Annotated in this window: 23 protein-coding genes; 10 read left to right on the top strand and 13 right to left on the bottom strand. The window is 63.7% G+C overall.

Annotated elements, in window-relative coordinates; all coding sequences use genetic code 11:
- Positions 1 to 237: 237 nt before the first annotated feature.
- Positions 238 to 1,110 carry an NAD(P)-dependent oxidoreductase gene (locus BLR85_RS16960; RefSeq protein ID WP_093158913.1) on the bottom strand — a complete coding sequence of 291 codons (873 nt, stop codon included), beginning with the start codon at positions 1,108 to 1,110 and terminating at the stop codon, positions 238 to 240.
- A gap of 81 nt (positions 1,111 to 1,191) precedes the next feature.
- On the opposite strand from BLR85_RS16960, the gene BLR85_RS16965 reads away from it, so the two are divergent.
- Positions 1,192 to 3,651, top strand: coding sequence for a penicillin acylase family protein (locus tag BLR85_RS16965; protein ID WP_093158918.1), 2,460 nt, complete (start codon positions 1,192 to 1,194; stop codon positions 3,649 to 3,651).
- A 229-nt stretch (positions 3,652 to 3,880) separates the two neighbouring features.
- On the opposite strand, the gene hflX is transcribed toward BLR85_RS16965, so the two are convergent.
- From hflX to dusB, 9 genes are all read right to left on the bottom strand, one after another.
- Complete coding sequence (gene hflX, locus BLR85_RS16970) at positions 3,881 to 5,176, bottom strand: GTPase HflX (RefSeq protein WP_093158922.1); 1,296 nt, start codon at positions 5,174 to 5,176, stop codon at positions 3,881 to 3,883.
- Positions 5,173 to 5,406, bottom strand: a complete 234-nt coding sequence (gene hfq, locus BLR85_RS16975) for an RNA chaperone Hfq (RefSeq protein ID WP_093158927.1) — start codon at positions 5,404 to 5,406, stop codon at positions 5,173 to 5,175. The genes hflX and hfq overlap by 4 nt, the downstream gene beginning before the upstream one ends.
- Before the next feature lie 159 nt (positions 5,407 to 5,565).
- The gene (locus BLR85_RS16980; RefSeq protein ID WP_093158931.1) at positions 5,566 to 7,086 is read right to left on the bottom strand and encodes a potassium transporter TrkG; all 1,521 of its coding nucleotides are present in this window, start codon (positions 7,084 to 7,086) and stop codon (positions 5,566 to 5,568) included.
- 15 nt (positions 7,087 to 7,101) lie between these two features.
- Positions 7,102 to 8,478, bottom strand: coding sequence for a Trk system potassium transporter TrkA (gene trkA / locus BLR85_RS16985; protein WP_093158936.1), 1,377 nt, complete (start codon positions 8,476 to 8,478; stop codon positions 7,102 to 7,104).
- 117 nt (positions 8,479 to 8,595) lie between these two features.
- Positions 8,596 to 10,008, bottom strand: coding sequence for a nitrogen assimilation response regulator NtrX (gene ntrX, locus BLR85_RS16990; RefSeq protein ID WP_093158941.1), 1,413 nt, complete (start codon positions 10,006 to 10,008; stop codon positions 8,596 to 8,598).
- 23 nt (positions 10,009 to 10,031) lie between these two features.
- Complete coding sequence (locus BLR85_RS16995; protein WP_093158946.1) at positions 10,032 to 12,233, bottom strand: sensor histidine kinase NtrY-like; 2,202 nt, start codon at positions 12,231 to 12,233, stop codon at positions 10,032 to 10,034.
- A 160-nt stretch (positions 12,234 to 12,393) separates the two neighbouring features.
- The gene (locus tag BLR85_RS17000) at positions 12,394 to 13,767 is read right to left on the bottom strand and encodes a response regulator (RefSeq protein ID WP_093158950.1); all 1,374 of its coding nucleotides are present in this window, start codon (positions 13,765 to 13,767) and stop codon (positions 12,394 to 12,396) included.
- Positions 13,768 to 13,772: 5 nt separating this feature from the next.
- Positions 13,773 to 14,861: a two-component system sensor histidine kinase NtrB gene (locus BLR85_RS17005; protein ID WP_093158955.1), complete on the bottom strand. Its 1,089-nt coding sequence runs from the start codon at positions 14,859 to 14,861 to the stop codon at positions 13,773 to 13,775.
- Positions 14,861 to 15,835 carry a tRNA dihydrouridine synthase DusB gene (dusB, locus tag BLR85_RS17010; RefSeq protein WP_244520758.1) on the bottom strand — a complete coding sequence of 325 codons (975 nt, stop codon included), beginning with the start codon at positions 15,833 to 15,835 and terminating at the stop codon, positions 14,861 to 14,863. The genes BLR85_RS17005 and dusB overlap by 1 nt, the downstream gene beginning before the upstream one ends.
- 192 nt (positions 15,836 to 16,027) lie before the next feature.
- Between dusB and BLR85_RS17015 the strand changes: the two genes are divergently transcribed.
- The 5 genes from BLR85_RS17015 (at position 16,028) to BLR85_RS17035 (ending at position 20,119) form a co-directional block, all read left to right on the top strand.
- Positions 16,028 to 17,209: a bifunctional 2-C-methyl-D-erythritol 4-phosphate cytidylyltransferase/2-C-methyl-D-erythritol 2,4-cyclodiphosphate synthase gene (locus tag BLR85_RS17015; protein WP_093158965.1), complete on the top strand. Its 1,182-nt coding sequence runs from the start codon at positions 16,028 to 16,030 to the stop codon at positions 17,207 to 17,209.
- Positions 17,206 to 17,706 (top strand): phosphatidylglycerophosphatase A family protein, encoded by a 501-nt coding sequence (locus tag BLR85_RS17020; RefSeq protein ID WP_093158969.1) that lies wholly within the window; start codon positions 17,206 to 17,208, stop codon positions 17,704 to 17,706. Before BLR85_RS17015 ends, BLR85_RS17020 begins: the two co-directional genes overlap by 4 nt.
- 3 nt (positions 17,707 to 17,709) lie before the next feature.
- Positions 17,710 to 18,204: a phosphatidylglycerophosphatase A gene (locus BLR85_RS17025; protein WP_093158974.1), complete on the top strand. Its 495-nt coding sequence runs from the start codon at positions 17,710 to 17,712 to the stop codon at positions 18,202 to 18,204.
- Positions 18,201 to 18,704, top strand: coding sequence for a CinA family protein (locus BLR85_RS17030; protein ID WP_093158979.1), 504 nt, complete (start codon positions 18,201 to 18,203; stop codon positions 18,702 to 18,704). Before BLR85_RS17025 ends, BLR85_RS17030 begins: the two co-directional genes overlap by 4 nt.
- Before the next feature lie 233 nt (positions 18,705 to 18,937).
- A complete protein-coding gene (locus tag BLR85_RS17035; RefSeq protein WP_093158984.1) occupies positions 18,938 to 20,119 on the top strand; it encodes an ammonium transporter in 1,182 nt (393 codons plus the stop codon).
- A 161-nt stretch (positions 20,120 to 20,280) separates the two neighbouring features.
- Here the strand turns inward: BLR85_RS17035 and BLR85_RS17040 are convergent, their stop codons facing one another.
- Positions 20,281 to 20,736, bottom strand: coding sequence for a type II toxin-antitoxin system RatA family toxin (locus tag BLR85_RS17040; RefSeq protein WP_093158989.1), 456 nt, complete (start codon positions 20,734 to 20,736; stop codon positions 20,281 to 20,283).
- An 82-nt stretch (positions 20,737 to 20,818) separates the two neighbouring features.
- Between BLR85_RS17040 and hpt the strand changes: the two genes are divergently transcribed.
- The 3 genes from hpt (at position 20,819) to BLR85_RS17055 (ending at position 22,653) form a co-directional block, all read left to right on the top strand.
- Entirely contained in the window at positions 20,819 to 21,385 is a 567-nt protein-coding gene (gene hpt, locus BLR85_RS17045; protein ID WP_093158993.1) for a hypoxanthine phosphoribosyltransferase, read from the top strand.
- A 32-nt stretch (positions 21,386 to 21,417) separates the two neighbouring features.
- Positions 21,418 to 21,609, top strand: a complete 192-nt coding sequence (locus BLR85_RS17050; RefSeq protein WP_093158998.1) for a hypothetical protein — start codon at positions 21,418 to 21,420, stop codon at positions 21,607 to 21,609.
- Positions 21,610 to 21,765: 156 nt separating this feature from the next.
- On the top strand, positions 21,766 to 22,653 hold the full coding sequence (locus BLR85_RS17055) for a c-type cytochrome (RefSeq protein ID WP_170844611.1): 888 nt from the start codon (positions 21,766 to 21,768) through the stop codon (positions 22,651 to 22,653).
- A gap of 64 nt (positions 22,654 to 22,717) precedes the next feature.
- Here the strand turns inward: BLR85_RS17055 and lipA are convergent, their stop codons facing one another.
- Entirely contained in the window at positions 22,718 to 23,668 is a 951-nt protein-coding gene (lipA, locus tag BLR85_RS17060; protein WP_093159008.1) for a lipoyl synthase, read from the bottom strand.
- Positions 23,669 to 23,861: 193 nt separating this feature from the next.
- On the opposite strand from lipA, the gene BLR85_RS17065 reads away from it, so the two are divergent.
- On the top strand, positions 23,862 to 24,410 hold the full coding sequence (locus BLR85_RS17065; protein ID WP_093159013.1) for a peroxiredoxin: 549 nt from the start codon (positions 23,862 to 23,864) through the stop codon (positions 24,408 to 24,410).
- Between the two features lie 125 nt (positions 24,411 to 24,535).
- Here the strand turns inward: BLR85_RS17065 and BLR85_RS17070 are convergent, their stop codons facing one another.
- Positions 24,536 to 25,039 carry a hypothetical protein gene (locus BLR85_RS17070; RefSeq protein WP_093159017.1) on the bottom strand — a complete coding sequence of 168 codons (504 nt, stop codon included), beginning with the start codon at positions 25,037 to 25,039 and terminating at the stop codon, positions 24,536 to 24,538.
- Positions 25,040 to 25,101: the final 62 nt, after the last annotated feature.

Here is a 25,101-nt window from a genome sequence, read left to right on the forward strand (position 1 = left end):
CGGAAACTGTTTTGAGAATACCCGCAATATGACGAAGAGGGGAAATCCCGACCACGCCGGGCTTCTTCTGACCGAAAATATCCCGGGGGGGGGGGCGTCGCTTGCGACGACGGGGGCAGCGCTCCCTGCCGCAGCCAGTGGCAGGCGCTGGAACCGACGACAGGGAATCCCCGCCGGGCAGAGCCCGAGCGGGGGTCGCGCCGCTGCGCGGCGTGGAAAATCTGTGTCCGCGTCGGCTCAGCCCAGCGAACGCATCCGCTTGAAGAGCGCCGAGGAATCCCAACGCCCGCCGCCCATGTTCTGCACGTCCTTGTAGAACTGGTCGACCAGCGCCGTCACCGGCACGGTGGCCCCGATCTCATCCGCCGCGCCAAGGCAGATCTTCAGGTCCTTGCGCATCAGGTCGACCGCGAAGCCGTAATCGTAATGATCTTCCAGCATCGTCTTTGCCCGGTTATCCATCTGCCAGGAGGCCGCCGCGCCCCCGCGGATCACCTCGACCACGCCATGCGCATCCAGCCCGGCCTTCTCGGCGAAATGCAACGCCTCGGAGAGCCCCTGCACGATCCCGGCAATGGCGATCTGGTTGCACATCTTGGTCAACTGCCCGGCACCGCTCCCGCCAAGGCGACGGCATGTCCTTGCATATGCGCCGATGATCGGCTCGGCCCGAAGGAACGCCCCTTCGTCTCCGCCGCACATCACCGAGAGCTGACCGTTTTCCGCTCCCGCCTGCCCGCCCGAGACCGGCGCATCGACGAAACAGACCTGCCGAGCGTCGGCCGCTGCATTCATTTCCCGCGTCATCCGCGCCGAAAGCGTGGTGTGGTCGACGAAGACCGTCCCCGCCGCCATCGCTTCGAAGGCGCCATGCTCGCCGGTGCAGACCTGTTTCAGGTCGTCGTCATTGCCGACGCAGGCCATGACGAAATCAGCGCCCGCCGCCGCCTCGGACGGTGTCTTGCCAAGCTTGCCGCCATGCTGTTCGACCCATGCCTGCGCCTTCGCCGTCGTTCGGTTGTAGACCGTCACCTCGTGACCGGCCTTCGCCAGATGCCCCGCCATCGGGTAGCCCATGACTCCCAATCCAAGAAATGCAACACGCGCCATATCTTTCCCCCTGTTTGTGCTTGCTCTAGGTTGCGTCCAGACCTAACGGGCTATGCGCCAAGGTCAACGGAAAGGGGCAGTATGGAACGGGTCTTCCGCTGGACATTGCGGCTTTTGACGGCTTTGCTGACATTGATGGCGGGTGCCGCGATGCTGGTTTACTTCTTTGCCAGCCGCTCGTTGCCCGATTACGACGCCACATGGCAACTCGATGGCCTCAATGCCCCGGTCGAGATCGTCCGCGACAATGCCAATATCCCGCATATTTTCGGGCAGAGCGACGAAGACGTGTTCTTCGGCCTCGGCGTTGCCCATGCGCAGGACCGGCTATGGCAAATGACGTTGCTGCGCCGCACCGCGCAGGGACGCCTGTCGGAGCTTTTCGGAGCCCGAACCGTCAAGACCGACGAATTCCTGCGCCGGCTGGACCTCTACCGGGCGGCCACGGACTCGGTCGACGCGCTGGACCCGACCAGCCTGGCCGCGCTCAAGGCCTATGCCGCAGGCGTGAATGCCTGGATCGAGACCATCAATACCGAGGCGCTCGGACGCGGCGCGCCGGAGTTTTTCCTGTTCGAACCCCAGATCGCGCCGTGGCAGCCAGCCGATTCCATTGCCATCGGCAAGATCATGGCGCTGGATCTCGCCACGCAGATGCAAAACGAGATCCTGCGCGCCAGCGCATCGCTCATTCTGCCCAACGAGCGATTGGTCGATATCCTGCCCGACGTCCCCGGCAACGCAGAGATGGGTGCGCCCGATTACGGCTCCCTCTTCCCCGGCCTTCCCAAATTCGCCCGGGCACCGGTCTGGCCGCGCGACCCGTTGAACCCCGTCAACCCGCCCCGCCTCTCCGGCGCCTCCAATGCCTGGGCCGCCACCGCCAACCGGTCCGCCGCCGGGGCCGCGCTTGTCGCCAACGATCCCCATCTCGGCCTGTCTGCGCCGACGATCTGGTACCTGGCCCGGCTGGAACTGGAATCGGGCGGCGTCATCGGCGCTACCATCCCGGGGCTTCCCGCCATCATGGCGGGACGGTCGGAAAAGCTCGGCTGGGCGCTGACCTCGGCCTATGCCGATGATCAGGACCTCTACATGGAGGAACTGAACCCGGCCGATACCCAGAGCTACCGCGCGCCGGATGGGTGGAAAGCGTTCCGGACAGAACGTTCCATCATCGATGTGAAGGATTCCGATCCCGTCACGATCACCCTGCGCTGGACAGAGAACGGCCCCGTCCTGCCACGCAGTCATTTCGGTCTCGACGGCATTACGCCCTCCGGCCATGTCGCCGCCCTCGCCTGGACGGCGCTTTCGAGCGAGGACAGCTCGTTCCGGGCCGCCCTGGGGCTGATGAAGGCCGATACGATCGAAGCGGCGATCGCGGCCGGGGCCTATCATGTCGCCCCCGCGGTCAACATGATCCTGGCCGACCGGGAAGGTGTCGCCCTGCAGCTCATGGGCCGGTTGCCCGCCCGCGACCCGCAACATGACAGCAAGGGGCGCCTGCCCTCGCTCGGCTGGCAGGAACGCAACCGCTGGCACGGGTTTCTTCCCTATGAGCAGAACCCGCGCATCGTGGATCCCGCCGGCGGGATCGTCGGCAATACCAACAACAAGACAACGGACCGCGCCTTTCCCAATCATGTCAGCTACCTGTGGGGCGATACGCAACGTATCCTGCGCTGGCAGAAGCTGATGGCGGAACGCGAGGTCCACACCCGCGAGAGCTTTATCGCGGCCCAGCTCGACACCGTCTCCACTACCGCGCGCACCCTGCTGCCCCTGATCGCGCGCGACCTGTGGTATACAGGCGAGGCCGCGCCGGAAGGAACACCGGAGCGCCAGCGCCAGCGCGCGCTGGAGCTTCTGGCCAACTGGAACGGCGAGATGAACGAGCACCTGCCCGAGCCACTGATCTATGCTGCCTGGCTCCGGCAGTTGCAGCACAAACTGATCGTGGACGATCTCGGCCCGCTGGCCGAGGCGTTCATCCATCCCGAACCGCTCTTCATCGAGCGGGTGTTCCGGGATATCGATGGTGCTTCTGCCTGGTGTGACATTCAGCAATCGACGATCCGCGAAACCTGCTCCGACACGGCCCGCATTGCGCTCGACGAGGCGCTCTTATGGATCGCCGATAACTACGGCAGCGCTCTGGAGAGCCTGCGCTGGGGAGACGCGCACGAGGCGCATCACGATCACCTCGTATTGGGGAACACGCCGGTGTTGAAATGGTTCGTCAACATCCGCCAATCCACATCCGGAGGCGACCACACGCTGAACCGAGCACTTACCGCTGGCGAAGGCGATGCGCCGTTCAGCAACGTGCAGGCGGCCGGCTATCGTGGCGTCTATGATTTTGCCGACCCCGATGCCTCGGTCTTCATTACCGCTACGGGCCAGTCCGGCCACCCGCTCAGCCGTCACTACGACGACCTGGGAGAGCTTTGGCGGCGTGGGGAATATATCCCGATGACGTTGGACCCGGAGCTGGCCCGGGCGGGTGCTGTTGGAATCACGCTGCTGGAACCACGTTAAGTCGCGGCCATTCCCGCCAGACGACGGGACAGGAGTGAAAAAGGGGGGCGTTGCCCCCCGCGCCCTGCGAGCGCTGCCCCCAGGATATTTGGGGAAAGATGATGGAGAGGCCGTCTGGTTTCATCTTTCCGTGAAATACCCCCGCCGGAGGCACGATCCACAGGATCGTTCACGCCCGCGAAGCGCGCGCCCGGCCCGCGGCGCCAACTCCTTTCGACAGATCTGGTGCTTACAAGTCCCGGTAGCGCCGTGCCTGTGCCTTGGTCCAGAGGACATCGACGAGCCAGCCGGATTCGGTCTGCTTCTCGTCCGTCACGACCCGCTGCTCGTGCAGCCAGGCATGTTGCTTTCCTTCGGAGAAATCCAGCGACAGGGTTTCGGAGCTGCGCGCACCATCGAGCGCTTCCGTGATCGCCTCTACGAGCAGGTCCATCCCTTCCCCGGTCCAGGCCGACAAGGTCAGGACATCCTCGCGCCGCGCGGCGAGCGTTTCCAGCGGTCCTCGGGCGGCATCCGGCAACAGGTCCATCTTGTTCCAGATTTCCAGCCGCGGCGTCTCGTCCGTGACGCCGAGCTCGTGCAGGATTGCCTCGACATCCTCGGCCTGCTCATCGCTCTGGGCATGGGAGATGTCGCGCACATGCAGGATCAGATCCGCCGAAAGCACCTCCTCCAGCGTTGCGCGGAAGGCGGCGACGAGCTGGTGCGGCAGATCCGAGATGAAGCCCACCGTGTCCGACAGGATCACCTTCTGCCCGGTCGTCAGGGTCACCCCGCGCATGGTCGGGTCGAGCGTGGCAAAGAGCATGTCCTTGGCCAGAACATTTGCCCCGGTCAGCCGGTTGAACAACGTCGATTTCCCGGCATTGGTATAACCCACCAGTGCGACTACCGGGAACGGCACTTTGGCACGGGAGGCCCGGTGCAGGGCGCGGGTCTTCACGACCTTTTCCAGCTGCCGGCGAATGCGGATGATCGCGTCGTCGATGGCGCGGCGGTCGGCCTCGATCTGGGTCTCGCCGGGGCCGCCAACAAAGCCAAGCCCGCCACGCTGCCGTTCAAGGTGGGTCCAGGCGCGGACAAGCCGGGTGCGCTGGTAGCTGAGCGCGGCCAGTTCGACCTGCAACACGCCTTCACGCGTGGCGGCACGGTCGGCGAAGATCTCCAGGATCAGCCCCGTGCGGTCGAGGAGCTTTACGCCCCATTCCTTTTCCAGATTGCGCTGCTGCACCGGCGTCACCGGTCCATCGACCAGCACCAGCGAGACGTCCGCCGCCTTCAGCCGCGCGCCCAACTCCTCGAGCTTTCCGGTGCCCAACAGCGTGCCCGGCTGCGGCGCGCGCAGCTTCACCACCTCGCTGCCCACGATCTCCAGGCCAGGCAGCGCGGCGGCAAGCGCCACGGCCTCCGCCAGGCCCGCCTGCGCTTCGCGCCGGTCCTTGTCGGAGATTATGTCGGGGTGCAGGACAAAGGCCCGCTCGGAGGTACCGTCGGGCGCGTCGCCTTCATGTTCGGGCCGGGTCAGTCTTCGCCCTCGTACAGGTTGATCGGCTGCGCCGGCATGATCGTGGAAATTGCGTGCTTATAGACCAGCTGCGACTGTCCGTCGCGGCGCAGCAATACACAAAAATTATCGAACCAGGTGATGACGCCCTGCAGCTTCACGCCGTTGATCAAAAAGATCGTGACGGGCACCTTGGTCTTGCGAACGTGATTAAGGAATGCATCCTGCAAGTTCTGCTTATCTGCAGCCATTATTCTTGCCTTGTTTTGTTATAGTTAGCGGATCGCTGTCTCTCGTGATGGGCGCGGCATCGCCCTTGGAAGCTACTATGATATGTGTTTGGGGCAGATTCCAGCCCGAACCTCACCGGATTCCCGCGATTGCGTCAAAGCATCCCGCTCCATGGTGCCTCACCGACGCCAGAACTGCGGATTGAACAGCGCAAGCAAGGCCAGCGTCTCCAGCCGACCGAGCGCCATTGCAATGACCAGAACGAATTTCCCGGGATCTCCCAGCGTCATGTAAGTGAGCGGGTGGTCCAGCACGACATGCGCCGCCGGTCCCGTGGTCGAGAGCGTGGCGATGGTCAACACGAGGGACTCGTCGAAGGGAATGCCGGTCATGGCCAGCGCGCTGGCGACCCCGGCCATCGAGAGCGCGAACAGCATGAAGAAGATCCAGGCCACATAGGCCCCCTGCCGCCGCATCCGCCGCGCCGCCTGCCCCGAGCCACCCACGGAGGACGGGTAGACAAGCCGCTCCATCTCGCGGGCGGAATGCTGGTAGAGCGCGAAGACCCGCAAGAGCTTCACCCCGCCTGCGGTAGTGGCCACCCCGCCGCCGACAAGCGCCAGCCCCAGCAGGATCAGGCCCGGCGTCTTGAGCCCCGACCAGGTGCTGGCGACATCCCATTCCGAACTGACGAAGCCCGTCGTGGTCAGGAAGGAGAGCACGCTGAAGGTGGAGCCCCAGAGCGCATGCAGCGCGCGTTGCAGATCGTCCACCGTGTTCACCTCGTAGGCGCCGATCCAGTGGCGCAGGAACAGCAGGCTGGGCACCGTCAGCACAACAGCCAGCGCGATCCGGGCCTCCGGGTCCTTTGCGAGGTTGCTTGCGCCGCGCGGCGTGAAGGTTCCGGCAAAGGTCTGCCGGGTCACGGCGAAGGCGAAGAAGAAGAAGATCACCATCTCCCCGGCCAACCCCGATTGCGTGCCATTCAGCCCGCCGACTGGGCTGATCCCGCTGGTCGCGATTGTCGACATCGCGTGGCAGATCGCCACGAGCGGCTCTTCGTCGACCATCACCAGAAGCAGTGTCAGCGCCAGCGTCAGGGCGACATAGATCGGCAGCAATTGCAGCGTCACCCGCAGCAGGCGCTCGCGCGGATCGCCCACGATCATGGTGCCATGCCGACGCCCCGGCCGCACCCCGGCCCCGACGCCCTCGAAGGAGATCACCTCGAAACCGCCAAGGTTCATCGGCGCCAGCAACGCGAATGCCGCCACCCAGGCCAGGAAACCGCCCATCCAGCCCACCATTGCCCGCCACAGGTGCAAGACCGGCGAAAGCCGGCTCGGCTCGAACAGCGTCGCCCCGGTGGTGGTCATGGAGGAAACCATCTCGAACCAGGCATTGGCGTAGGTTGTCGACTGTACCCCTTGCTGGAACGGCACGGCCAGCATCAGCGGAATCACTGTATAGGCCGCCACGAGCGCGGCCAGGTGGCTGCGCGACGGGCTGGGCGCCCGGTAATTGGCGAGCGCGACGCCGAGGATGCCGGAGAGAAACCCGAATAGCACGGCCGAGAGGCCAAAGACATGCGCGGTCCTCCATTCCTGCAGGGACATGGCATAGATAGCAGGGACAAGCATCGACAGCGCGCTTATCCCCATCATGAGGACAATCAGCGGCAGGGACAGCAGGCGCGACATGACCGGGCTACGGGCTCAGAAGAAATCGATGGAGACCTGAAGAAGGCGCTCCACCTCGGGAACGTCATCCGCCATCGCGAAGATCATGACGATATCCCCTTCCAGAACCCGGGTTGTGCCGACCGGCTTGATCACCTCGCCGCTGCGCAGGATCGCCCCGAGCAACGCGCCTTCAGGAAAATCGATCTCGCGGATCTCCTTGCCCGAGATCGGCGAGGTGGACAGAACCTGCGCCTCGATGATCTCGGCCTCGGCATCGCCGATGGAGTAGACGCCGCGCACCCGCCCATGCCGGATATGGCGCAGAATCGAGCTCACCGTCGTGGCACGCGGGTTGATATAGGCGTCGATATTCAGCGGCCCCATGAGCGTGGCCATGGTCGGATCGTTGATCAGCGCGATGGTCATCTTGCACCCCGCGGACTTGGCCCGCACCGCCGCCAGCAGGTTGACCTTGTCGTCATCGGTGACACAGATCACGGCATCGGCCCGGTCGATGCTGGCCTCGGCCAGCACATCGGAATCCATCCCGTCGCCATGGAGCACGATCGTGCGTTCCAACTCGTCCGCCGCCTTCTCCGCGCGTTCCCGATTGCGCTCGATCACGCGGGCGCGAATGCGGGTCTGGCTCTTTTCCAGCGCCTTGGCCACGGCGAGGCCGACATTGCCCGCACCGATGATGACCACCCGCTCCTGCTTTCGCCCGGGTTTTCCGAAGATTTCCAGCGTGCGCTCGACATCTCCCTGGTAGGAGGCGATGTAGACTTGGTCCTGCTCGAATAGCTGGTCGCCCGGATCCGGCGCGAAAAGCCGTCCTTCGCGACGAATGCCGATCACGACCGCACGCAGGGTGGAAAACAGGTCCGTCAACTGCCGCAGCGGCGTGTTCAGGACCGGACAATCCTCTTCGAGATCGATCCCGAGAAGCTGCACCTTGCCCTCAAGGAAGCTCTCGGTGTCGAAGGTCGACGGTGCCGCGATCCGTTGCAAGGCGGCCTCGGCCACTGCGCGCTCGGGGCTGATCACCACGTCGATCGGCATGTGATCGCGTTTGTAAAGGTCGCGGTAGATCGCTTCCAGATAGCTCTGCGCGCGCAGACGCGCAACCTTGCGGGTCACGCCGAAAACGGAATGGGCCACCTGGCAGGTGACCATGTTGACCTCGTCCGAATGGGTCGCGGCGATGACCATGTCCGCATCGCGCGCGCCCGCGCGATCCAGCACGTCGGGATAGCTCGCGAACCCCGAGATGCCCTGGACATCGAGCGTATCGGTTGCCCGGCGAACGAGTTCGGGGTTGTTGTCCACAACCGTCACGTCGTTCTGTTCACTGGCCAGATGACGGGCAATTTGCCAGCCGACCTGGCCCGCCCCACAGATGATGACTTTCATCGCGCCTCGATCCCGGCCTGTTCACGTACCGGGCTTTCAACTTGTTGTGACAGCCATGGCAGAGCCGGCGGGGAGCGTCAACGCCCGCCTCCACAAGGCCCCTCGCCGAGGAGGGCGTTAATCGGCCGCCTCGGGGTTGTCTTCCAGATGGGCAACCCGCGTGCCGGCCTTGGAAGACGTGACCACGCCAAGCGATTTCAGCTTCCGGTGCAAGGCGGAACGTTCCATGCCCACAAAGGTCGCCGTGCGGCTGATATTGCCCCCGAAACGGTTGATCTGGGTCAGCAGGTATTCGCGTTCGAACAGCTCGCGCGCCTCGCGCAGCGGCAGCGTTGCCAGCGCCCCCGAGAGAACCACGCGCCCCTCCTCGGCCTCGCCCGGCTCCGCGCCTTCCAGTTCCTTCGCGCCAATATCGCCGGAAGAATCTCCAAGGATAAGAACACGTTCAATGACGTTCTTGAGCTGCCGTACGTTCCCGGGGAGATGCATCGTTTGCAGCATGGCCACCGCATCCTCGCTCAGCCGCCGCAAGGGCAGCCCCTGGCTTTCATTGAACGCGGCGATGAAATGTTTGGCGAGCTCCGGTATATCCTCCCGCCGCTCGTCCAGCCCCGGCACCCGGATCGGAACGACATTGAGGCGGTGGAAAAGCTCCTCGCGGAACTTGCCGGCGGCGATTTCGCCCGGCAGGTCGCGGTTGCTCGACGAAACGACGCGGATATCCACGCGAACCTTGTCACCTCCGCCAACCCGCTGAAATTGCTGATCAACCAACACCCGCAAGATCTTGGATTGGGTCCCGAGCGGCATATCGGCGATCTCGTCGAAATAGATCATGCCGCCATGCGCTTCTTCCAGCAGGCCCGGCTCCACGCCGCGCTCGTTGCTTTCGCGGCCAAAGAGAACTTCCTCCATCCGCTCCGGCTCGATCGAGGCGGAATTGACGCTCACGAAAGGCGCATCCGCCCGGTTCGACGAAGCATGGATATAGCGCGCCGCCATCTCCTTGCCGGAACCGGCCGGCCCGGTCAGCATCACCCTTCCATTTGATTTCGTGACCTTGTCGAGCTGCGATTTCAATGCCTTGAAGGCAGCGCTCGATCCGATCATCTCGGCCGAGGTCACGTCCTTGCGGCGCAACTCCGTGTTCTCGCGGCGCAGGCGCGAGGTCTCCATCGCCCGACGGATCACCACCAGCAACTGGTCGATATTGAAGGGCTTCTCGATGAAATCATACGCGCCCTGCTTGATCGCGGCGACGGCAATCTCGATATTGCCGTGCCCGGAGATGATCACGATCGGGATCTCAGGCTTGTCGCGCTTGACCGACTTGAGAATGTCGATCCCGTCCATCTTGCTGTCCTTCAGCCAGATATCGAGGATCATGAGCGCGGGGGGCTCCTGCTCGATGGCAGCCATGCATTCCTCGGAATTGGCCGCCAGCCGAACCGAGAATCCCTCGTCGCGCAGGATATCGCCGACCAATTCGCGGATATCCCGTTCATCATCGGTGATAAGAATGTCGCCCATATTCTTGATCTCCCTCACTAATACTATTCCGCCGCCTGCTCTGTCGCGGCCTTGAGCGGTAGCCGGATCTCGGCCAGCGCCCCGTGATGTTCATTTCCCTCGAAGACAGGAGCGTCGCGCAGTTCCAGCGTTCCGCCATGTTCCTCGATGATCTTCTTGACGATGGGCAGGCCGAGCCCGGTTCCCTTCGCCCGTGTCGTGACATAGGGCTCGAAAAGCCGCCCTCGGTCCTCTGGCAGACCGATGCCGTTATCGGCCACTTGAAGAATAGCGTGGGTACCTTCTGTCCAAAGCCTTACCCGGATCTCCGGAGAAAACCCTTCTGGAAGACCTTTTTCCTGAAGGCTTTCAATGGCTTCTCCGCCGTTCTTTATGATGTTCGTTAGTGCCTGCCCGATCATGGTTTCGTCCACGAGAACCGGTGTCGGCTCCTTCGGCAGATCCCACCGCAGAGCCGCGCCAAGCTGCTGACGTTGCAGTGTTACAGCATCCTTCACCAGCTTGGTCATGTCCGAATCTCGGCGATCCGGTTCCGGCATGCGGGCAAACTTGGAAAACTCGTCCACGATGCGGCGCAGGTCGTTTGTCTGACGCACGATGACATCGGTCATCGAACTCAAGGATTCCGCATCCTCCGCTTCCAGCTTGCGCCCGAACTTGCGCTTCACCCGTTCCGCCGAAAGCTGGATCGGGGTGAGCGGGTTCTTGATCTCATGCGCGATCCGCCGGGCGACATCGCCCCAGGCGGCCATCCGTTGCGCCGTTACAAGCTCCGTCACGTCGTCAAAGGCCACGACGTAGCCTTCGAGCCGCCCGTCCGCCGCCAACCGCGCCGCCAGCCGCACCAGCAGGTTTTCCATCCGACCGTCACGGGTTATGCGGATCTCTTCCTGGGTCACCGAGCGGTCGTCGGAGCGCAGTCGCGCCAGAACACCTGCGAACTCCGGCACCGCCATGGCGAGCGCCTCATGCTGGTCGCCGGCATCCTCCGGCAGCCTGAGCAGGTGCAGGGCGGCCGGGTTCATGAAATCCACGCGCCCCTCCGGGTCCAGCCCGATCACGCCGGCGGTGATGGAGGTCAGCACCGTTTCGAACAGCCGTCGCCGTGCCTCGATCTGGGCATTGGTTTCCAGCAAGGTCTCTCGTTGCGCGCTCAGTTGCCGGGTCATCTGGTTGAAGATGCGGCCCAGCGTGGCGATCTCGTCATCGCTCTCCTGTTCCGGCACCTGCACCGACAAGTCACCCTCGCCAACCGCTTCCGCCGCCCCGGCCAATTGCCCGATCGGGCGGGATAGCCGCTCGGCATACCACAGCCCCATCCATATCGCCGCAAGCACGAGAATCATCGCGAACCCGAGATAGAGCAATGAAAATTCGAACAGAATCCGCCCGCGTTCGTTCTCGAGCTGGTTATAGAGACGCACCGATTCCTGGGTCTCGTCCAGAAGGGCAAGGATGTCGCCATCCACTTCCCGGCTCACGAATAAATACCTGTCGCCAAAGGCCTTCAGCTTGACCAGGGCGCGGAACTCATCGGCATCCCAATCCTGGATGATCACGGTCTCGCCGGCCTCGGCCCGCGCGATTTCCTCCGCGGTGGGAGGATCATAGCTGAACAGGTAGGACCGCTCGCCGCGTGCCCTGATCCTGGCAGCGGAATCGATCACGAACGCATCGCGCAACCCGCGCTGCACCTGTTGCTGGCCCTGCGTCAGAACCTGCCGCACCTCGCCATCCGACAGCGCGAAACGGGTCGAGCGGGCCACGTTGATATAGGTTGCCAGGATGCCCGCATCGGTTCCCAGATCCCGCACATGTTCTTGCTCATAGGCCTCCGCTGCTGCCAGCGAGGCGCCGACCACGTTGCGCACCCGGTCCGAAAACCATCCCTCCAGCCCGATATTGATCGTCAGCCCGGCAAAGATCGCGACCAGCACGGCGGGAATCAGCGCGATCACTGCAAAGGCCGCGGTCAGCCGCAGGTGAAGCTTGGAGCCGGCCGAATCCGCCCGGCGGGCCGCAAACATCGCGATCACGCGGCGCAGCACCATCGCGGCCACGACGAGAATATAAATCAGATCTGTCAGCAGTATGAGTCGGAGGGCGGGCGATCCCACCCCCTGCCCGAGCGGCCCCATCAGCAGGAATGTCGAGATCACGAGCACGGGCGCCAGCACGACCAAGGCAAAGGTCGCGGCTGTCTGCACCCGCCGCGCGCTGCGCATGCGGGTGATTCCGTCCCAATTCAACCGCCTGGAAGCGCCTGCCAAATTGTGCCCCGTGATGATTATGCCACCCAGATTTTGAGGACTCCGGGCAACTTACCGCCATATCCCGTAGTCTGAACGAGTAAAGTGCCCTCGACGCCACGGCTCTGTTGCGGTTTTACATCAACTTGCGGCGGCGTGTCACGCGAATATCGAGGTCGGTGATCTTCTTGCGAAGCGTATTTCGGTTGATGCCCAGAAGATCGGCGCATTTGGCCTGGTTTCCGCCCGTAGCATCCAGAGCGATCTCGATCAGCGGGATCTCGACCTCTTTGAGGATGCGCTGGTAGAGCCCCGGCGGCGGCAGCACGCCGCCATGCAGGTCGAAATAGCGCCGCAGGTGCTTGGCAACCGAGGCCGAGAGTTTCTCGCCATCGCCACCGCCCACGAGCGGTTCGATTTCCGGCTGGTTACCCAGCACCATCTCGACCTCGTTGCGCCCGATCTCTTCCTCCGGCGAGGTGATCACGAGGCGCCGCACGGTGTTTTCAAGCTGCCGCACGTTGCCGGGCCAGGAATAGGCACGCACGAGATCCATGGCCGCCTGCGACATGCGGCGGGTTCCGGACCCGTCCCGTTCTGCACGGGCCAGGAAATGCTCGGTCAGAAGCGGAATGTCGTCCACCCGTTCGCGCAAGGACGGAACGTTCAGGCTCACGCCGCCAAGGCGGTAATAGAGATCCTGACGGAAGCTGCCTGCTTCCATCTTCTGCATCAGGTCGCCCTGGCAGGTCGCCATGACGCGCGGCGCGCTGTCGGACAGCGCATCCAGCATCCGCACGATCCGGCCCTGGGTTTCCATATCGAGATCGGCCACCTCGTCAAACAGCACCGAGCCCCCGCGCGCCTTGGCCAGGATGGTCGCCGGGCCGTCGGTTGTCGAAAGCTCCTCTGTCCCCGCGACCACGAAGGGCAGCGTGCGGCGGTCGGAGAAATCATGGATAGCCCGCGCGATCAGAGATTTGCCAGTGCCGGATTCGCCCGTGATCAGCACCGCGAGATCGGTATTCATCACGCGCGCCACGAGCCGATAGAGCGCCTGCATGACCGGCGTGCGGCCCACCAGCGGCAGGTCCTCGGTGCTGCTGGAGGGAAGCTCGTTCATCGGCCGCGACACCGGCGCGCGCCGCTTCATCTCCAGTGCCTTGGAGGCGCGCTTCATCAGGTCCGGCAGGTCGAACGGCTTGGGCAGGTAGTCATAGGCATCCGCTTCGGCCGCCTGGATCGCCGTCATGATCGTGTTCTGGGCCGAGATCACGATCACCGGAAGGCCGGGCCGTTCCTCGGCGATTTTCGGCAGGGTTTCCAGACCGTTGCCATCGGGCATGATCACGTCGGAGATCACGAGATCCCCCTTGCCTTCCTCGACCCAACGCATGAGCGTCACCAGCGAGGAGGTTGCGTGAACCTTGCACCCGGCGCGCGTCAGCGCCTGGGTAAGGACTGTGCGGATGGTGCGGTCGTCATCGGCGACAAGAACGGTTCCGTCCATTAGATCTATGTCTCCTCGTCGAGTTGTTCTGCTGTTTGTTTGGGTGCGACAGGCAGTGAGATGCGGAAAACGGTGCGCCCAGGCACCGAGTCGACCGAAATCCAGCCCATGTGTTCGGCGATGATCTTGCTGACCAGAGCCAGCCCGAGCCCGGTGCCGTTTTCCCGGCCCGACACGAATGGCTCGAAAATCTCGTCGGCAATTTCAGGTTTCAGGCCGGGGCCATCATCGATGATCTCGATCTGAAGCGGCACGCGCGAAGTTGACTGTCCCTTGCGGCGTACGCGCAGGGAGGCATCGTAGAAGGTGCGAAGCTGGATCTCTCCCGGCGCGCCGCCCGACGCCTGCGCGGCGTTCTTCAGAAGGTTCTGAAATATCTGCAGGAGCTGGTCGGAATCGGCAAAGGTCGGCGGCAGCGAGGGGTCGTAATCCTCGACGATCTTCATATGGGCCGCAAAGCTCAGCACCGCCGATTTCCGCGCCCGGTCCAGAACGTCGTGGATATTCACCGGCTTGAGTGTCGGCGGGCGCAGGTTTCCGAACTGCTCCACCTGGTCGAGCAACTTCACGATGCGCCGGCTCTCGGCCACGATCAGGTCGGTAAGTTCAAGGTCTTCCTTGGTCAGGCTCATGCTCAGTAGCTGGGCCGCGCCGGTGATGCCGGCGAGCGGGTTCTTGATCTCGTGGGCGAGCATCTCGGCCATGCCGATCGCCGATTTCGCCGCCTTGTCGGCGGAGATGGACCGCCCTAGCCGCCCCGCGATCTCCCGCGGAGAGACGAGGAACAGCAACCGTTCGGTATCGTTCGAGATCGGCGCGACCTGCACGTTGCAGATGACCGGCGCCTTCTCCCCGGTACCGACATCCACGTCGTTGATGAAGAGCGGCGAGCGGTTCTTGCGCACCCGCGCCAGCGCCTTTTCGACCGGCGCGTCGATGGCCAGCCGGTCATAGACCAGGCTGCCCTCCAGCGCCTTGATCGTCTTGTTGAAGAACAGTTCGCCCGCCGGGTTGATGGCCGTGATCCTGTCTTCTGGGTCAAGGACCAGTGCGGGGATGGGCAAAGAGGCCCAGATCGTTCCGGAACCGGGCATTACGCGGCCTCCATACTGCTCGTGGCGAAGGCATCCGCGATCATTCGCAGCACCTCGTCATTGTTGTTCTCTGTCTGGAGGCGCCGGCGCAGACCGGCGGGATCGCCGGCCCTGTCGAGGTACCAACCGAGATGCTTGCGCGCCATCTTGTTGCCTAGGCGCGCCCCGTAAAATGCGAGCATGGCCTCGAAATGGCCGGCCACCATTTCGGCGAGTTCCCGCCCTTTGGGCACCTTCGGCGCCGGCGTTCCATAGATATCGGCCGCGATCCGGGCCAGCAGCCAGGGTTGCCCCTGCGCGCCACGCCCGACCATCACCCCGTCGGCGCCCGATGCCGCAAGCGCCGCGCGGGCCGAGGCGCTGTCCACGATGTCGCCATTGGCGATCACCGGGATCGAGACGGCCTGTTTGACCTCGGCAATCGCGTCCCAGTTCGCGTGCCCCTTGTAGAATTGCTGCCGCGTGCGGCCGTGGATCGTGACCATTTGCGCGCCAGCCGCCTCGGCCCGGCGCGCGAGATCGGCCGCGTTGCGGCACTCGTCATCCCATCCCAGCCGGCATTTGAGCGTCACCGGGATCGACACGGCTCCCACAACAGCCTCGATCAGGCTCAGCGCGTGGTCCAGATCCCGCATAAGCGCCGAGCCACTGGCGCCCGCGCCGCTGGCGCTCGTCACCTTCTTGGCCGGGCAGCCCATGTTGATGTCTATGATCTGCGCGCCGTTGTCTTCGACGACCCGCGCCGCCTCGGCCATCCAGTGCGCCTCGCGCCCGGCAAGCTGCACCGCGGTATTGCCCTGCCCGAATCCCAATTCGGCCTTTTCCCGGACCCCGGGTTTGGCCTGAACCATTTCCTGGCTGGCGACCATCTCGGACACCACGAGTCCCGCTCCGAAACGGGATACCAATTGCCGGAAAGGCAAATCGGTGATCCCCGCCAGCGGGGCCAGAAGAACAGGCGGTTTCAGGGTCAAGTTTGCAACGCAAACCGTCAAGTGCTCAATCCTTGTGCATACTCAGCTGTCGTATCGTGAACTCCCCACCTATTCCAAGGTGGACCGAGGCATAAAGTGACCGAAAAACAAACATCGCCTTAAAATTAGGCGCGCAGACCGCCGTTCGGCTTGGCCGTTGCCCTGCCTTTCGTCACCGAATAGACGGGAACCATGAAAACCAGCGAGACAAACAGCACGCCCCCGCGAGCGGTGGAGCATGTCGCGGCCGTGATCGTCGCCGCGGGCCGGGGCAGTCGCGCCGGCGGTCCGGTTCCGAAGCAATATCAGCCGCTTGCCGGCCGTGCGATCCTTGCCCACACGGTCGATCGCTTTCGCGGTCATGCGCGGGTGGATGAAGTGGTCGTGGTGATCAATCCCGACGACGCGCCGCTGGCCAAGCGGCTCTTGCCCGAAGATGTAGCACTTGTCTCGGGTGGCGACAGCCGGGATGCCTCCGTTGCAGCAGGCCTGGAAGCGCTCGGCCCGCAGGTAAGCCATGTTCTCATCCATGACGGCGCCCGCCCGCTGGTGCCGGACAGGGTCATAGAGCATGTGCTCGATGCGCTGGCAGACTTCCCCGGCGCCGCCCCGGCGCTGGCCGTGACCGATGCGCTTTGGCGTGGCGAGGACGGACGGGTTCTCTTCCCGACTCCGCGCGACGGCCTGTTCCGGGCCCAGACACCGCAGGGATTCGACCTCGCCGCCATCCGCGCCGCCCATGACGCCCATCCCGGCCTCGCGGCCGATGACGTGGAGGTGGCGCTGGCCGCCGGGCTGGACGTGGCCATCACGCAAGGCCATGAGGACAATATCAAGGTGACCCTGCCCAGCGATTTCGAGCGCGCCGAGCAGATCCTTCGGAAAGGACAAAAAATGGATGTGAGGCTGGGCAACGGCTATGACGTGCATCGATTCGGCACGGGCGACCACGTGGTGCTCTGCGGGGTGACGGTGCCGCATCCGCGCGGGCTGCAGGGGCATTCGGATGCCGATGTCGGCATGCACGCGATCACCGACGCGATTTATGGCGCGCTGGCCGAGGGCGATATCGGCCAGCATTTCCCGCCCTCCGATCCGCAATGGAAGGGGGCCGCGAGCGAGATTTTCCTGCGCCACGCGGTGGAACTGGCGGCGTCCCGTGGCTACCGGATCGGCAATATCGACTGCACGCTGGTCTGCGAACGCCCCAAGATCGGACCGCATGCGTCCGCCATGCGCGCCGCGCTGGCCGCGATCATGGGGCTGGAGGCCGACCGTATCTCGGTCAAGGCGACCACCTCCGAGCGGCTCGGCTTCACCGGCCGCGAGGAAGGCATTGCTTCCATCGCAACCGCAACGCTGGTGTCGGCATGATGGGCGCGAAACTGATCGCCACCTTTTTGGGGGTCGGCTTGCTCAAGCCGGCGCCCGGCACGTGGGGCTCGGCTGCGGCAATCCCGTTCGCCTATCTCCTTCACATGAATGGCGGCTTCCCGGCACTCGCCATCGGCACGCTCATCGCCTTCATTTCCGGCTGGGGCGCGACCGCGCTCTATATCGAAGGGGCCGGGAACACGGACCCGTCCGAGGTCGTCATCGACGAGGTGGTCGGCATGTGGATCGCCCTCTGGCCGCTGTCCTTCGGGCTTTGGCATGCTGGGCTGGATGGCGACATCTTTCCCTATCCCGGCTGGATTGGCGGTTTCGTGATGTTCCGGATCTTCGACATCTGGAAGCCCTGGCCGGTGTCCTGGGCCGATGGCCTGCACAGTTCCCTCGGCGTCATGCTCGACGATGTGATCGCCGGCGTCATGGCGGCCCTTGTCGTCGCCGCCGCCGCCTTCATATCGCACACCTACCTGATGGGCTGAGCAATGCTCCGAATCGTGGCAACCGTCGGCTATCTCGGCTGCATTCCCTTTTTCGGACGGCTGCTGGCGTCACTTGCCGGGTTGGTGACGGCAATCCTTGTCTACCGGGGCACCGGCGCGGTGCAGCCGCTGGCCGCCATTTGGGCGCTCGTGCTCGTCGCGACGATCTGGGCCCTGCCCCGCGCGCTGCGCGAGGATCCGGATGCGAAGGTGACCGTCATCGACCGCTATGCCGGGATATGGCTCGCCGCGGCGCCCGCGATCCCGCTGGCGGACCTTCTGGGCTCCAGTTTCTCCGCCGGCGCCATCATCGCCCTCGCAACGCCCGTGCTGCTCTACACGCTGCTACTCTCCGCCCCGCGGCACCTGTTCGACCGCGACACACGGCCCGTGTTGCGCCTGGTCGACGACCTCGTGGCAGGCGCGCTTGCCGCAATCGGCACGCTCGCGGTCATGCTGGCACTTCTCAGATTCCTGCCCGAGGCCCTGCCGACATGACCGACGAAACTGCCCTGTCCATCAGCGACATTGCCGAAACCCTGCTCGCCCACAGCCGGCGCCTCGGCATCAGGCTGGCCACCGCCGAGAGCTGCACCGGCGGGCTGATCGCCGGCGCACTCACCGAGATCCCGGGCTCCTCGGACATGTTCGACCGAGGCTTCGTCACCTATTCGAACGCCTCCAAGATGGAGATGCTCGACGTCTCGGTCGAAACGCTGGAGACGTTTGGCGCCGTCTCCGAGGAAGTCGCACGCGAAATGGCCGAAGGCGCGCTGGCGCACTCCGACGCCGATATCACCGTCGCCGTTACCGGAATTGCCGGACCGGGCGGCAGCGAGTTCAAACCCGAGGGGCGCGTCTGTTTCGGCCTTGCAGCAACCGGCAGCCCCACCCTCGTCGAGACCATCGAGTTCGGCGCACCGGGACGCTCGGAGGTCCGCCAGACCACGCTGCGCCATGCGCTGGAGATGCTGCTCGCCGCGCTTCGGAATCGCTGAAACCCGCATCTCGCGTCCCGTTCTGACGCCGCAAAGCCGGAGACCGGCAGAGTTTCATTCCCGGCTCGAATTTAATCACCCTGCACAGTTTTAGCCCAATTTTCCATCTTTTGCCGTCGCGCATACATTTTGCCCACCCAATGGCAGTCGAAGCCTCTTTTCTGCGCAGCCCCTTCACGCTTCACACCCCGAAACGCCCGCGAAACGGGCAAAAAAAACGGGAAGGAAGGGACATGGTGGGAGCCGATACCGCCTGGATCATCGTCGCGACGGCGTTGGTCCTTTTCATGACATTGCCGGGGCTGGCCTTGTTCTATGGCGGGCTGGTGCGCGCGCGAAACGTGCTCAGCGTTTTCATGCAATGCTACGCGATCGCCTGTGCAATGAGCATCGCCTGGTTCGCCTTTGGCTATTCCATCGCTTTCGGCGACGGCACGAGCGGGTTCTGGGGCGGCCTGGGCAAGATGTTCCTGCTCGAGATCACCCCCGAGACGGTTTCCGGCACCCTGCCCGAGATCCTCTTCTTCGCCTTCCAGATGACTTTCGCCATCATCACCCCCGCGCTGATCGTCGGGGCCTATGTGGAACGGGTCGGCTTCGGTTTCGTCCTGCTCTTCTCAACGCTATGGATGCTGCTTTGCTACGCACCGGTCGTGCACTGGATCTGGGGCGGCGGTTTCCTCGCCGATGGCGGAATTTTCGGTGAGATCGGTTCGAAGGATTTCGCCGGCGGAATCGTCGTGCATGAAACCGCCGGCCTCGCGGCGCTGATCGTGGCGATCTTCCTCGGCCCCCGCCGCGACCGCAACAGGCCGCCACATTCGCCCGGCTTCGTGATGATCGGCGCGGCCATGCTCTGGGTCGGCTGGTTCGGCTTCAACGGCGGCTCCCAGCTTGCTGCCGATGGCGGCGCGGCGATGGCCATGACCGTCACCCATATCTCGGCCGCCGCCGCCTCGCTCACCTGGGCGCTCTGGGAAAAAATCAAATACGGCACGCCCTCGCTGGTCGGCATGGTCACCGGTACAATTGCGGGCCTGGCATCGATCACCCCGGCCTCCGGTTTCGTCGGCCCGGTGGAGGCGTTGATCATCGGTTCCATCGCCGGCATCCTCTGCCAGGAAGCCGTCACCCTGGTCCGAAACGTGTTCAAGATCGACGACACGCTGGATGTCTTCGCCGTCCACGGCGTCGGCGGCATCTTCGGCACGATCATGATCGCGGGTTTCGGCGCCGGGTCATGGACCGCACAACTCGGCGCGCTTGCCATTGTCGGCGCCTTCACCGTGGTCGTCACCATCGCACTCGTACTCGTGGTTCGCGCGATCACGCCGATGCGCGTCGACGCCGAAACCGAGACCAATGGCCTCGACCTTTCGGTCCACGGAGAGCGTGCCTACGACATCATCTCGTAAAGGCAAGGTGGGAGCGGAGTGATCCGCTCCCGCTTCTTCTGACCGGAAATATCCCCGCCGGAGGCAGGCGCCGCGCAGTGGCGCCTTTTTCGATGAAAAAGGCGGAACGCCCCTTCGGGCCGTTGCCTCCGGCAGAGATATTTGGAGAAAGATGAAGGGGCTCAGGGCATTTTCCAGCCGTAGAGCGCGTTGGCCCGCTTTTCGAATGCGCCCATGATCTGGCGCTGCGCTTCGGTGAAGAAGACCCCTGCCGTTTTCTGAAGGATCTTGTTCTTGAACTCGAAATCGATGTGGTAGTCCACTTCGCAGCCGCCTTCCACGTCCCGGAACGCCCATTTCGAGACCAGATATTTGAACGGTCCGTCGAGATATTCCGACACGATCGTGCGTTCCTGAGCCCTCATCGTGACCCTCGTGCCGAATTTCTCCCGAAACACCTTGAACGAGACCATCATGTCCGCGATCTCGACCACCGCGTCAGCTTCCTCATGCCGGTCGCGAATCCGCGCAGCCGCCGTCCATGGCAGGAATTTCGGATAGGACTCGATATCTGCAACGAGTTCGTACATCTGGTCCGCGGTGTACGGCATGACGCGTTTGTCGGAGAATGTGTGCATCGTGCGGCGTTTGGCCCCCGGGTTCTTTTTTCGGATCGGCGTCACATGTCGTAGAGTTGGACGGCAAATTCAAGGGAAGCCAATGTCTTCGCGACCATACGTCATTGATCAGCTGATCTCCGCCAAGTCCATTGCCGCCCGGATCGAGGAGCTGGCGCGCGAGATCGAGGCTGAATTCGTGGATACCGACAAGCTCGTTGTCGTCGGCCTGTTGCGCGGTTCCTTCGTTTTCATTGCCGATCTCGTGCGGGAGTTGCACCTGCCGGTCGAGGTCGATTTCCTCGAGGCCTCCTCCTATGGAAACGCGATGAAATCCAGTCGGGAAGTTCGTATTCTCAAGGACTTGCGCGGTGAAATTGAAGGGCGCGACGTGCTCGTAGTCGAGGACATCATCGACACGGGACACACGATGACCCGCGTCGCGGCCTTCCTTGGCGCGCGCAATCCAAAGCGGCTGCGCACGATCTGCCTGCTGGACAAGCCCGCCCGGCGCGAGGTCGCCTACAAGGCCAGCTGGACCGGGTTCGAGATCCCGGACAAGTTCGTCGTGGGCTATGGAATCGATTTCGCCCAACGCAACCGGAACCTGCCCTATATCGGCACCGTCCGTTTCATCGACGATCCGCAAGACGCCCCCGAGGCCGTCTGAGCCGCGCACCAAGAACCGATCCCGGAGGCCATATGCTCAGCGCTCACTGGTTCATACGCATGAAACGCTGGGCGCAGCACCCGCCCTCGCTCAAGCGGGTTCTGCTCGTCTTCGCCGTGATCGCGCTCTGCCTGGCCCTTGTCGGGCTGGAACGGCTGGGCATTCTGCCGGACTGGATGCAAGCGGACCAGATTGGGCGCCGACCGGGCCTGCCGCGCTTCTGAAGCCGGCGTTTTCCGCACGCCCTGCCTCGAAAATCGCCACCCGTCCTGCCGTAGCGGAACCATGCCGATAAGGACAGGATGCAACCTTTGCGTTAGCACGCGGGAAACCCTATGGTGCCTCCGTCCCGAAGCCCGAGTCCCGAAAGGAAAATCGGCATGCGCCGCGTTCTAACCCTGTTTTTCCTGTTGGTGATCGGGGGGCTGGCGCTGGCTTTCTGGCTGACACGTCCGCTCCCGTTCAGTTCCGAGGAACTGCCCCAAATGGCAGGCGATGCCGTTGCCGGCCGGCAGGTCTTCCTCGCGGCGGGCTGTGCGTCATGCCATGCGGATCGGGGTGCGGAAGCGCAGCAGGCGCCGATTCTGTCGGGCGGTCGACGGCTTTCGACCGAGTTCGGCGAGTTCATTACGCCGAATATCTCCTCCGATCCGGTGCATGGCATTGGCAGCTACGATCTTGCAGGGCTAGCCTCCGTGCTCAAGCGCGGCGTGACGCCGGACGGGCGCCATCTCTACCCGGTGATGCCCTACACGAGCTATATCCGGATGGAGTTGCAGGATATTGCCGACCTCAAGGCGTTTCTCGACAGCCTGCCCGCCTCCGACGAGGTGCCGCAACCGCACGAGATTTCCCTGCCATGGTCGCTACGCAGCACGATCGGGCTCTGGAAGAAACGCTATCTCGATCCGAATTTCGTCGGCGCGGCGCCCAGCGAGCGGGTCGAACGCGGACGTTACCTTGCCGAGGCGCTCGGCCATTGCGCGGAGTGCCACACGCCGCGGGATCGTTGGGGCGGGTTGGACAGGAGCCGCTGGATGGCCGGCGCGCCGGGCCTCTCGGGCAGCAGCGTCGCGCCTAACGTGACCCCGGCCGCGCTGGACTGGAGCCGGGACGAGGTCGCGTGGTTTCTCGAAAGCGGTCACAGCCCTCGGGATGAAACCGCCAGCAACGAGATGGAATCGGTGATTGCCGGGTTGGCGCAATTGCCCAAGGAAGACCTGGAAGCGCTTGCCTTCTACCTTGCGAGCCTCGCCCCGATCGAGTGAATCGGGGCCTGAGCCTCTGGCAGCGGCGCGCGCGCGAAAGCACGCGCCCGCCCGCCGGGTTTTCTCAGGCGCGGCCGAGCTTTTTCAGGCGCGCACTGCGCAGGCGCTCGAAATCGTCACCAGCGTGATAGCTGGAACGTGTCAGGGGCGTGGCCGAGACCATGAGGAAGCCCTTGCCATAGGCGGCCTTCTCGTAGGATTTGAACTCCTCGGGTGTCACGAACCGTTCCACCGCATGGTGTTTCGGCGTCGGCTGAAGGTATTGGCCGATGGTCAGGAAATCGATATCGGCCGAGCGCATGTCATCCATCGCCTGCAGCACGCCCTGGCGATCCTCGCCGAGGCCCACCATGATGCCCGACTTGGTGAACATCGTGGGGTCGATTTCCTTTACCCGTTGCAGCAACCGAAGCGAGTGGAAATAGCGGGCGCCCGGACGCACGGTCGGGTAGAGGCCCGGCACCGTCTCGAGGTTGTGGTTGAAAACGTCCGGCTTCGCTTCCAATACGATTTCAAGAACTTTCGGGTCGCACTTGAGAAAATCCGGGGTCAGGATCTCGATCGTGGATTCCGGAGAGCGGTGGCGGATGGCGCGGATGGTCTGCGCGAAATGTTCCGCCCCGCCATCTTCGAGGTCGTCGCGGTCCACCGAGGTGATGACGACATGTTTCAGGCCCAGTTTCTGAACCGCATCGGCCACACGGCCCGGCTCAAAAACGTCAAGCGCATCGGGCCGCCCCGTTGCCACGTTGCAGAAGGTGCAGCCGCGGGTACAGATCTCGCCCATGATCATCATCGTGGCGTGGCCACGTGACCAGCATTCGCCCACGTTCGGACATCCGGCCTCTTCGCAAACGGTCGGCAGATTGTTCTCGCGCAGGATCTTGTGGGTGCTGTTATACCCTTCTCCGCCCGGCGCGCGGACGCGAATCCAGCTCGGTTTCTTGGGCTGGGCATTGTCCGACCGGTGGGCCTTTTCGGGATGGCGTTCGCCGGGGATCTTCAGATCGCGCATGATGCTACCTCTCCGCCCCGTCTGATAGGGCCGTATGGTCAAATGTAACATCAGATTTCGGGATGTCCCGCAATGCATGGCGGATTTGCCGCATTTGCATGCCTGCCCCAAAGCGCGCCTGGCAGCCTCGGTCCTACCTTGCGCGACGGTCCTGCGCGACCCAGACGTTCAGAACATTTACGGGGATTGCCCAATGCAAGTCGGCTACAAACTTCCGAAAGTCACCTTTCACACCCGAGTCCGCGACGAATCCGTAAGCGGCCCCAATCCTTTTCGCTGGCAGGACATGACGACCGAGGATTACTTCGCCGGCAAGCGCGTGATCCTGTTCTCCCTGCCCGGTGCTTTCACCCCCACCTGCTCGACCTACCAGTTGCCCGGTTTCGAGAATGGTTTCGCCGATTTCGCCGCCCTTGGCATCGACGAGATCTATTGCATGTCGGTCAATGACAGCTTCGTCATGAACAAGTGGGCGCAGGGTCAGGTACTGGAAAACGTCAAGGTGATCCCGGACGGCTCGGGCGAGTTCACCCGCCGCATGGGCATGCTGGTGCGCAAGGACAATGTCGGCTTCGGCCTGCGCTCCTGGCGCTACGCAGCGGTGATCAAGGACGGCGTGGTCGAAGCCTGGTTCGAAGAGCCCGGCATTTCCGACAACCATGGCGAGGACCCCTATGGCGTCTCTTCGCCGGAAACGGTCCTCAACTGGCTGCGCGAGGAGGCGTCCGGCGCCGCCGCCTGACCGCACGCATCAAGAGACGTTTGCATCGCCCGGTCTACTTGACCGGGCGTTTTTCGGTACGAAAACCGGTGTTCCCGGACTTCCGAAGACGTTTCGTTCCGCAATGAAGACGTTTCGTTCCGCAATCAGGACTCGTGCGCCCGCGCGTGGGTTCCGACGAAAATCGCCAGCGCGTTGCGATAGTAATCCGTGGGCCGCATCATCAGCCCCCGTCCTCTTCCCGGATCCATGACCCGCATCCTGCCGCCGTGGGCATGCGACACGACGACGGCGTGGCTGAAGACATCTCCCGTCCGCCCCCGCGCCCAGAAGAGCATGTAGATATAGCCGTATTGCCGGAGGCGTGCGGCCAGCATGTCCGTGGTCAGCGCGGCACCGGAAACGGGTTCGAAATGAACGTTCCCGAAATGCTCCAACAGGCCAACGCCCCCCAGAGTTGCCGACCCTTCGTCGGTGAGCGCGCCCGGATAGCGCGCCATTTCGGCCTCGATTGCCTCTTCGCTGACCGCCTGCGCACCGCGAATGATCCGCGAACACGCCGTGGTCCAGCTTTCATAGGCTGCAGACCAGCATTGGTGCGCCTCTTGCTCGATTTCGGGCGGGTCGTTGAGGGGAATGCTGTAGGTCATGGCTCGAACCCTCTACCGGAATGGGGTCGTCGGCAGTATGATCGAAGGCAGGCTGGCGCGCC

The organism is Aliiruegeria lutimaris (genome assembly GCF_900099935.1).
GTDB lineage: Bacteria > Pseudomonadota > Alphaproteobacteria > Rhodobacterales > Rhodobacteraceae > Tropicimonas > Tropicimonas lutimaris.

Coding starts and splice junctions, on each gene's coding strand:
- BLR85_RS16960 (WP_093158913.1), bottom strand. CDS start 1,110: ATGGCGCGTGTTGCATTTCTTGGATTGGGAGTCATGGGCTACCCGATG.
- BLR85_RS16965 (WP_093158918.1), top strand. CDS start 1,192: ATGGAACGGGTCTTCCGCTGGACATTGCGGCTTTTGACGGCTTTGCTG.
- hfq (WP_093158927.1), bottom strand. CDS start 5,406: ATGGCTGCAGATAAGCAGAACTTGCAGGATGCATTCCTTAATCACGTT.
- BLR85_RS16980 (WP_093158931.1), bottom strand. CDS start 7,086: ATGTCGCGCCTGCTGTCCCTGCCGCTGATTGTCCTCATGATGGGGATA.
- trkA (WP_093158936.1), bottom strand. CDS start 8,478: ATGAAAGTCATCATCTGTGGGGCGGGCCAGGTCGGCTGGCAAATTGCC.
- ntrX (WP_093158941.1), bottom strand. CDS start 10,008: ATGGGCGACATTCTTATCACCGATGATGAACGGGATATCCGCGAATTG.
- BLR85_RS16995 (WP_093158946.1), bottom strand. CDS start 12,233: ATGCGCAGCGCGCGGCGGGTGCAGACAGCCGCGACCTTTGCCTTGGTC.
- BLR85_RS17000 (WP_093158950.1), bottom strand. CDS start 13,767: ATGGACGGAACCGTTCTTGTCGCCGATGACGACCGCACCATCCGCACA.
- BLR85_RS17005 (WP_093158955.1), bottom strand. CDS start 14,861: ATGCCCGGTTCCGGAACGATCTGGGCCTCTTTGCCCATCCCCGCACTG.
- BLR85_RS17015 (WP_093158965.1), top strand. CDS start 16,028: ATGAAAACCAGCGAGACAAACAGCACGCCCCCGCGAGCGGTGGAGCAT.
- BLR85_RS17020 (WP_093158969.1), top strand. CDS start 17,206: ATGATGGGCGCGAAACTGATCGCCACCTTTTTGGGGGTCGGCTTGCTC.
- BLR85_RS17025 (WP_093158974.1), top strand. CDS start 17,710: ATGCTCCGAATCGTGGCAACCGTCGGCTATCTCGGCTGCATTCCCTTT.
- BLR85_RS17030 (WP_093158979.1), top strand. CDS start 18,201: ATGACCGACGAAACTGCCCTGTCCATCAGCGACATTGCCGAAACCCTG.
- BLR85_RS17035 (WP_093158984.1), top strand. CDS start 18,938: ATGGTGGGAGCCGATACCGCCTGGATCATCGTCGCGACGGCGTTGGTC.
- BLR85_RS17040 (WP_093158989.1), bottom strand. CDS start 20,736: ATGCACACATTCTCCGACAAACGCGTCATGCCGTACACCGCGGACCAG.
- hpt (WP_093158993.1), top strand. CDS start 20,819: ATGTCTTCGCGACCATACGTCATTGATCAGCTGATCTCCGCCAAGTCC.
- BLR85_RS17050 (WP_093158998.1), top strand. CDS start 21,418: ATGCTCAGCGCTCACTGGTTCATACGCATGAAACGCTGGGCGCAGCAC.
- BLR85_RS17055 (WP_170844611.1), top strand. CDS start 21,766: ATGCGCCGCGTTCTAACCCTGTTTTTCCTGTTGGTGATCGGGGGGCTG.
- lipA (WP_093159008.1), bottom strand. CDS start 23,668: ATGCGCGATCTGAAGATCCCCGGCGAACGCCATCCCGAAAAGGCCCAC.
- BLR85_RS17065 (WP_093159013.1), top strand. CDS start 23,862: ATGCAAGTCGGCTACAAACTTCCGAAAGTCACCTTTCACACCCGAGTC.
- BLR85_RS17070 (WP_093159017.1), bottom strand. CDS start 25,039: ATGACCTACAGCATTCCCCTCAACGACCCGCCCGAAATCGAGCAAGAG.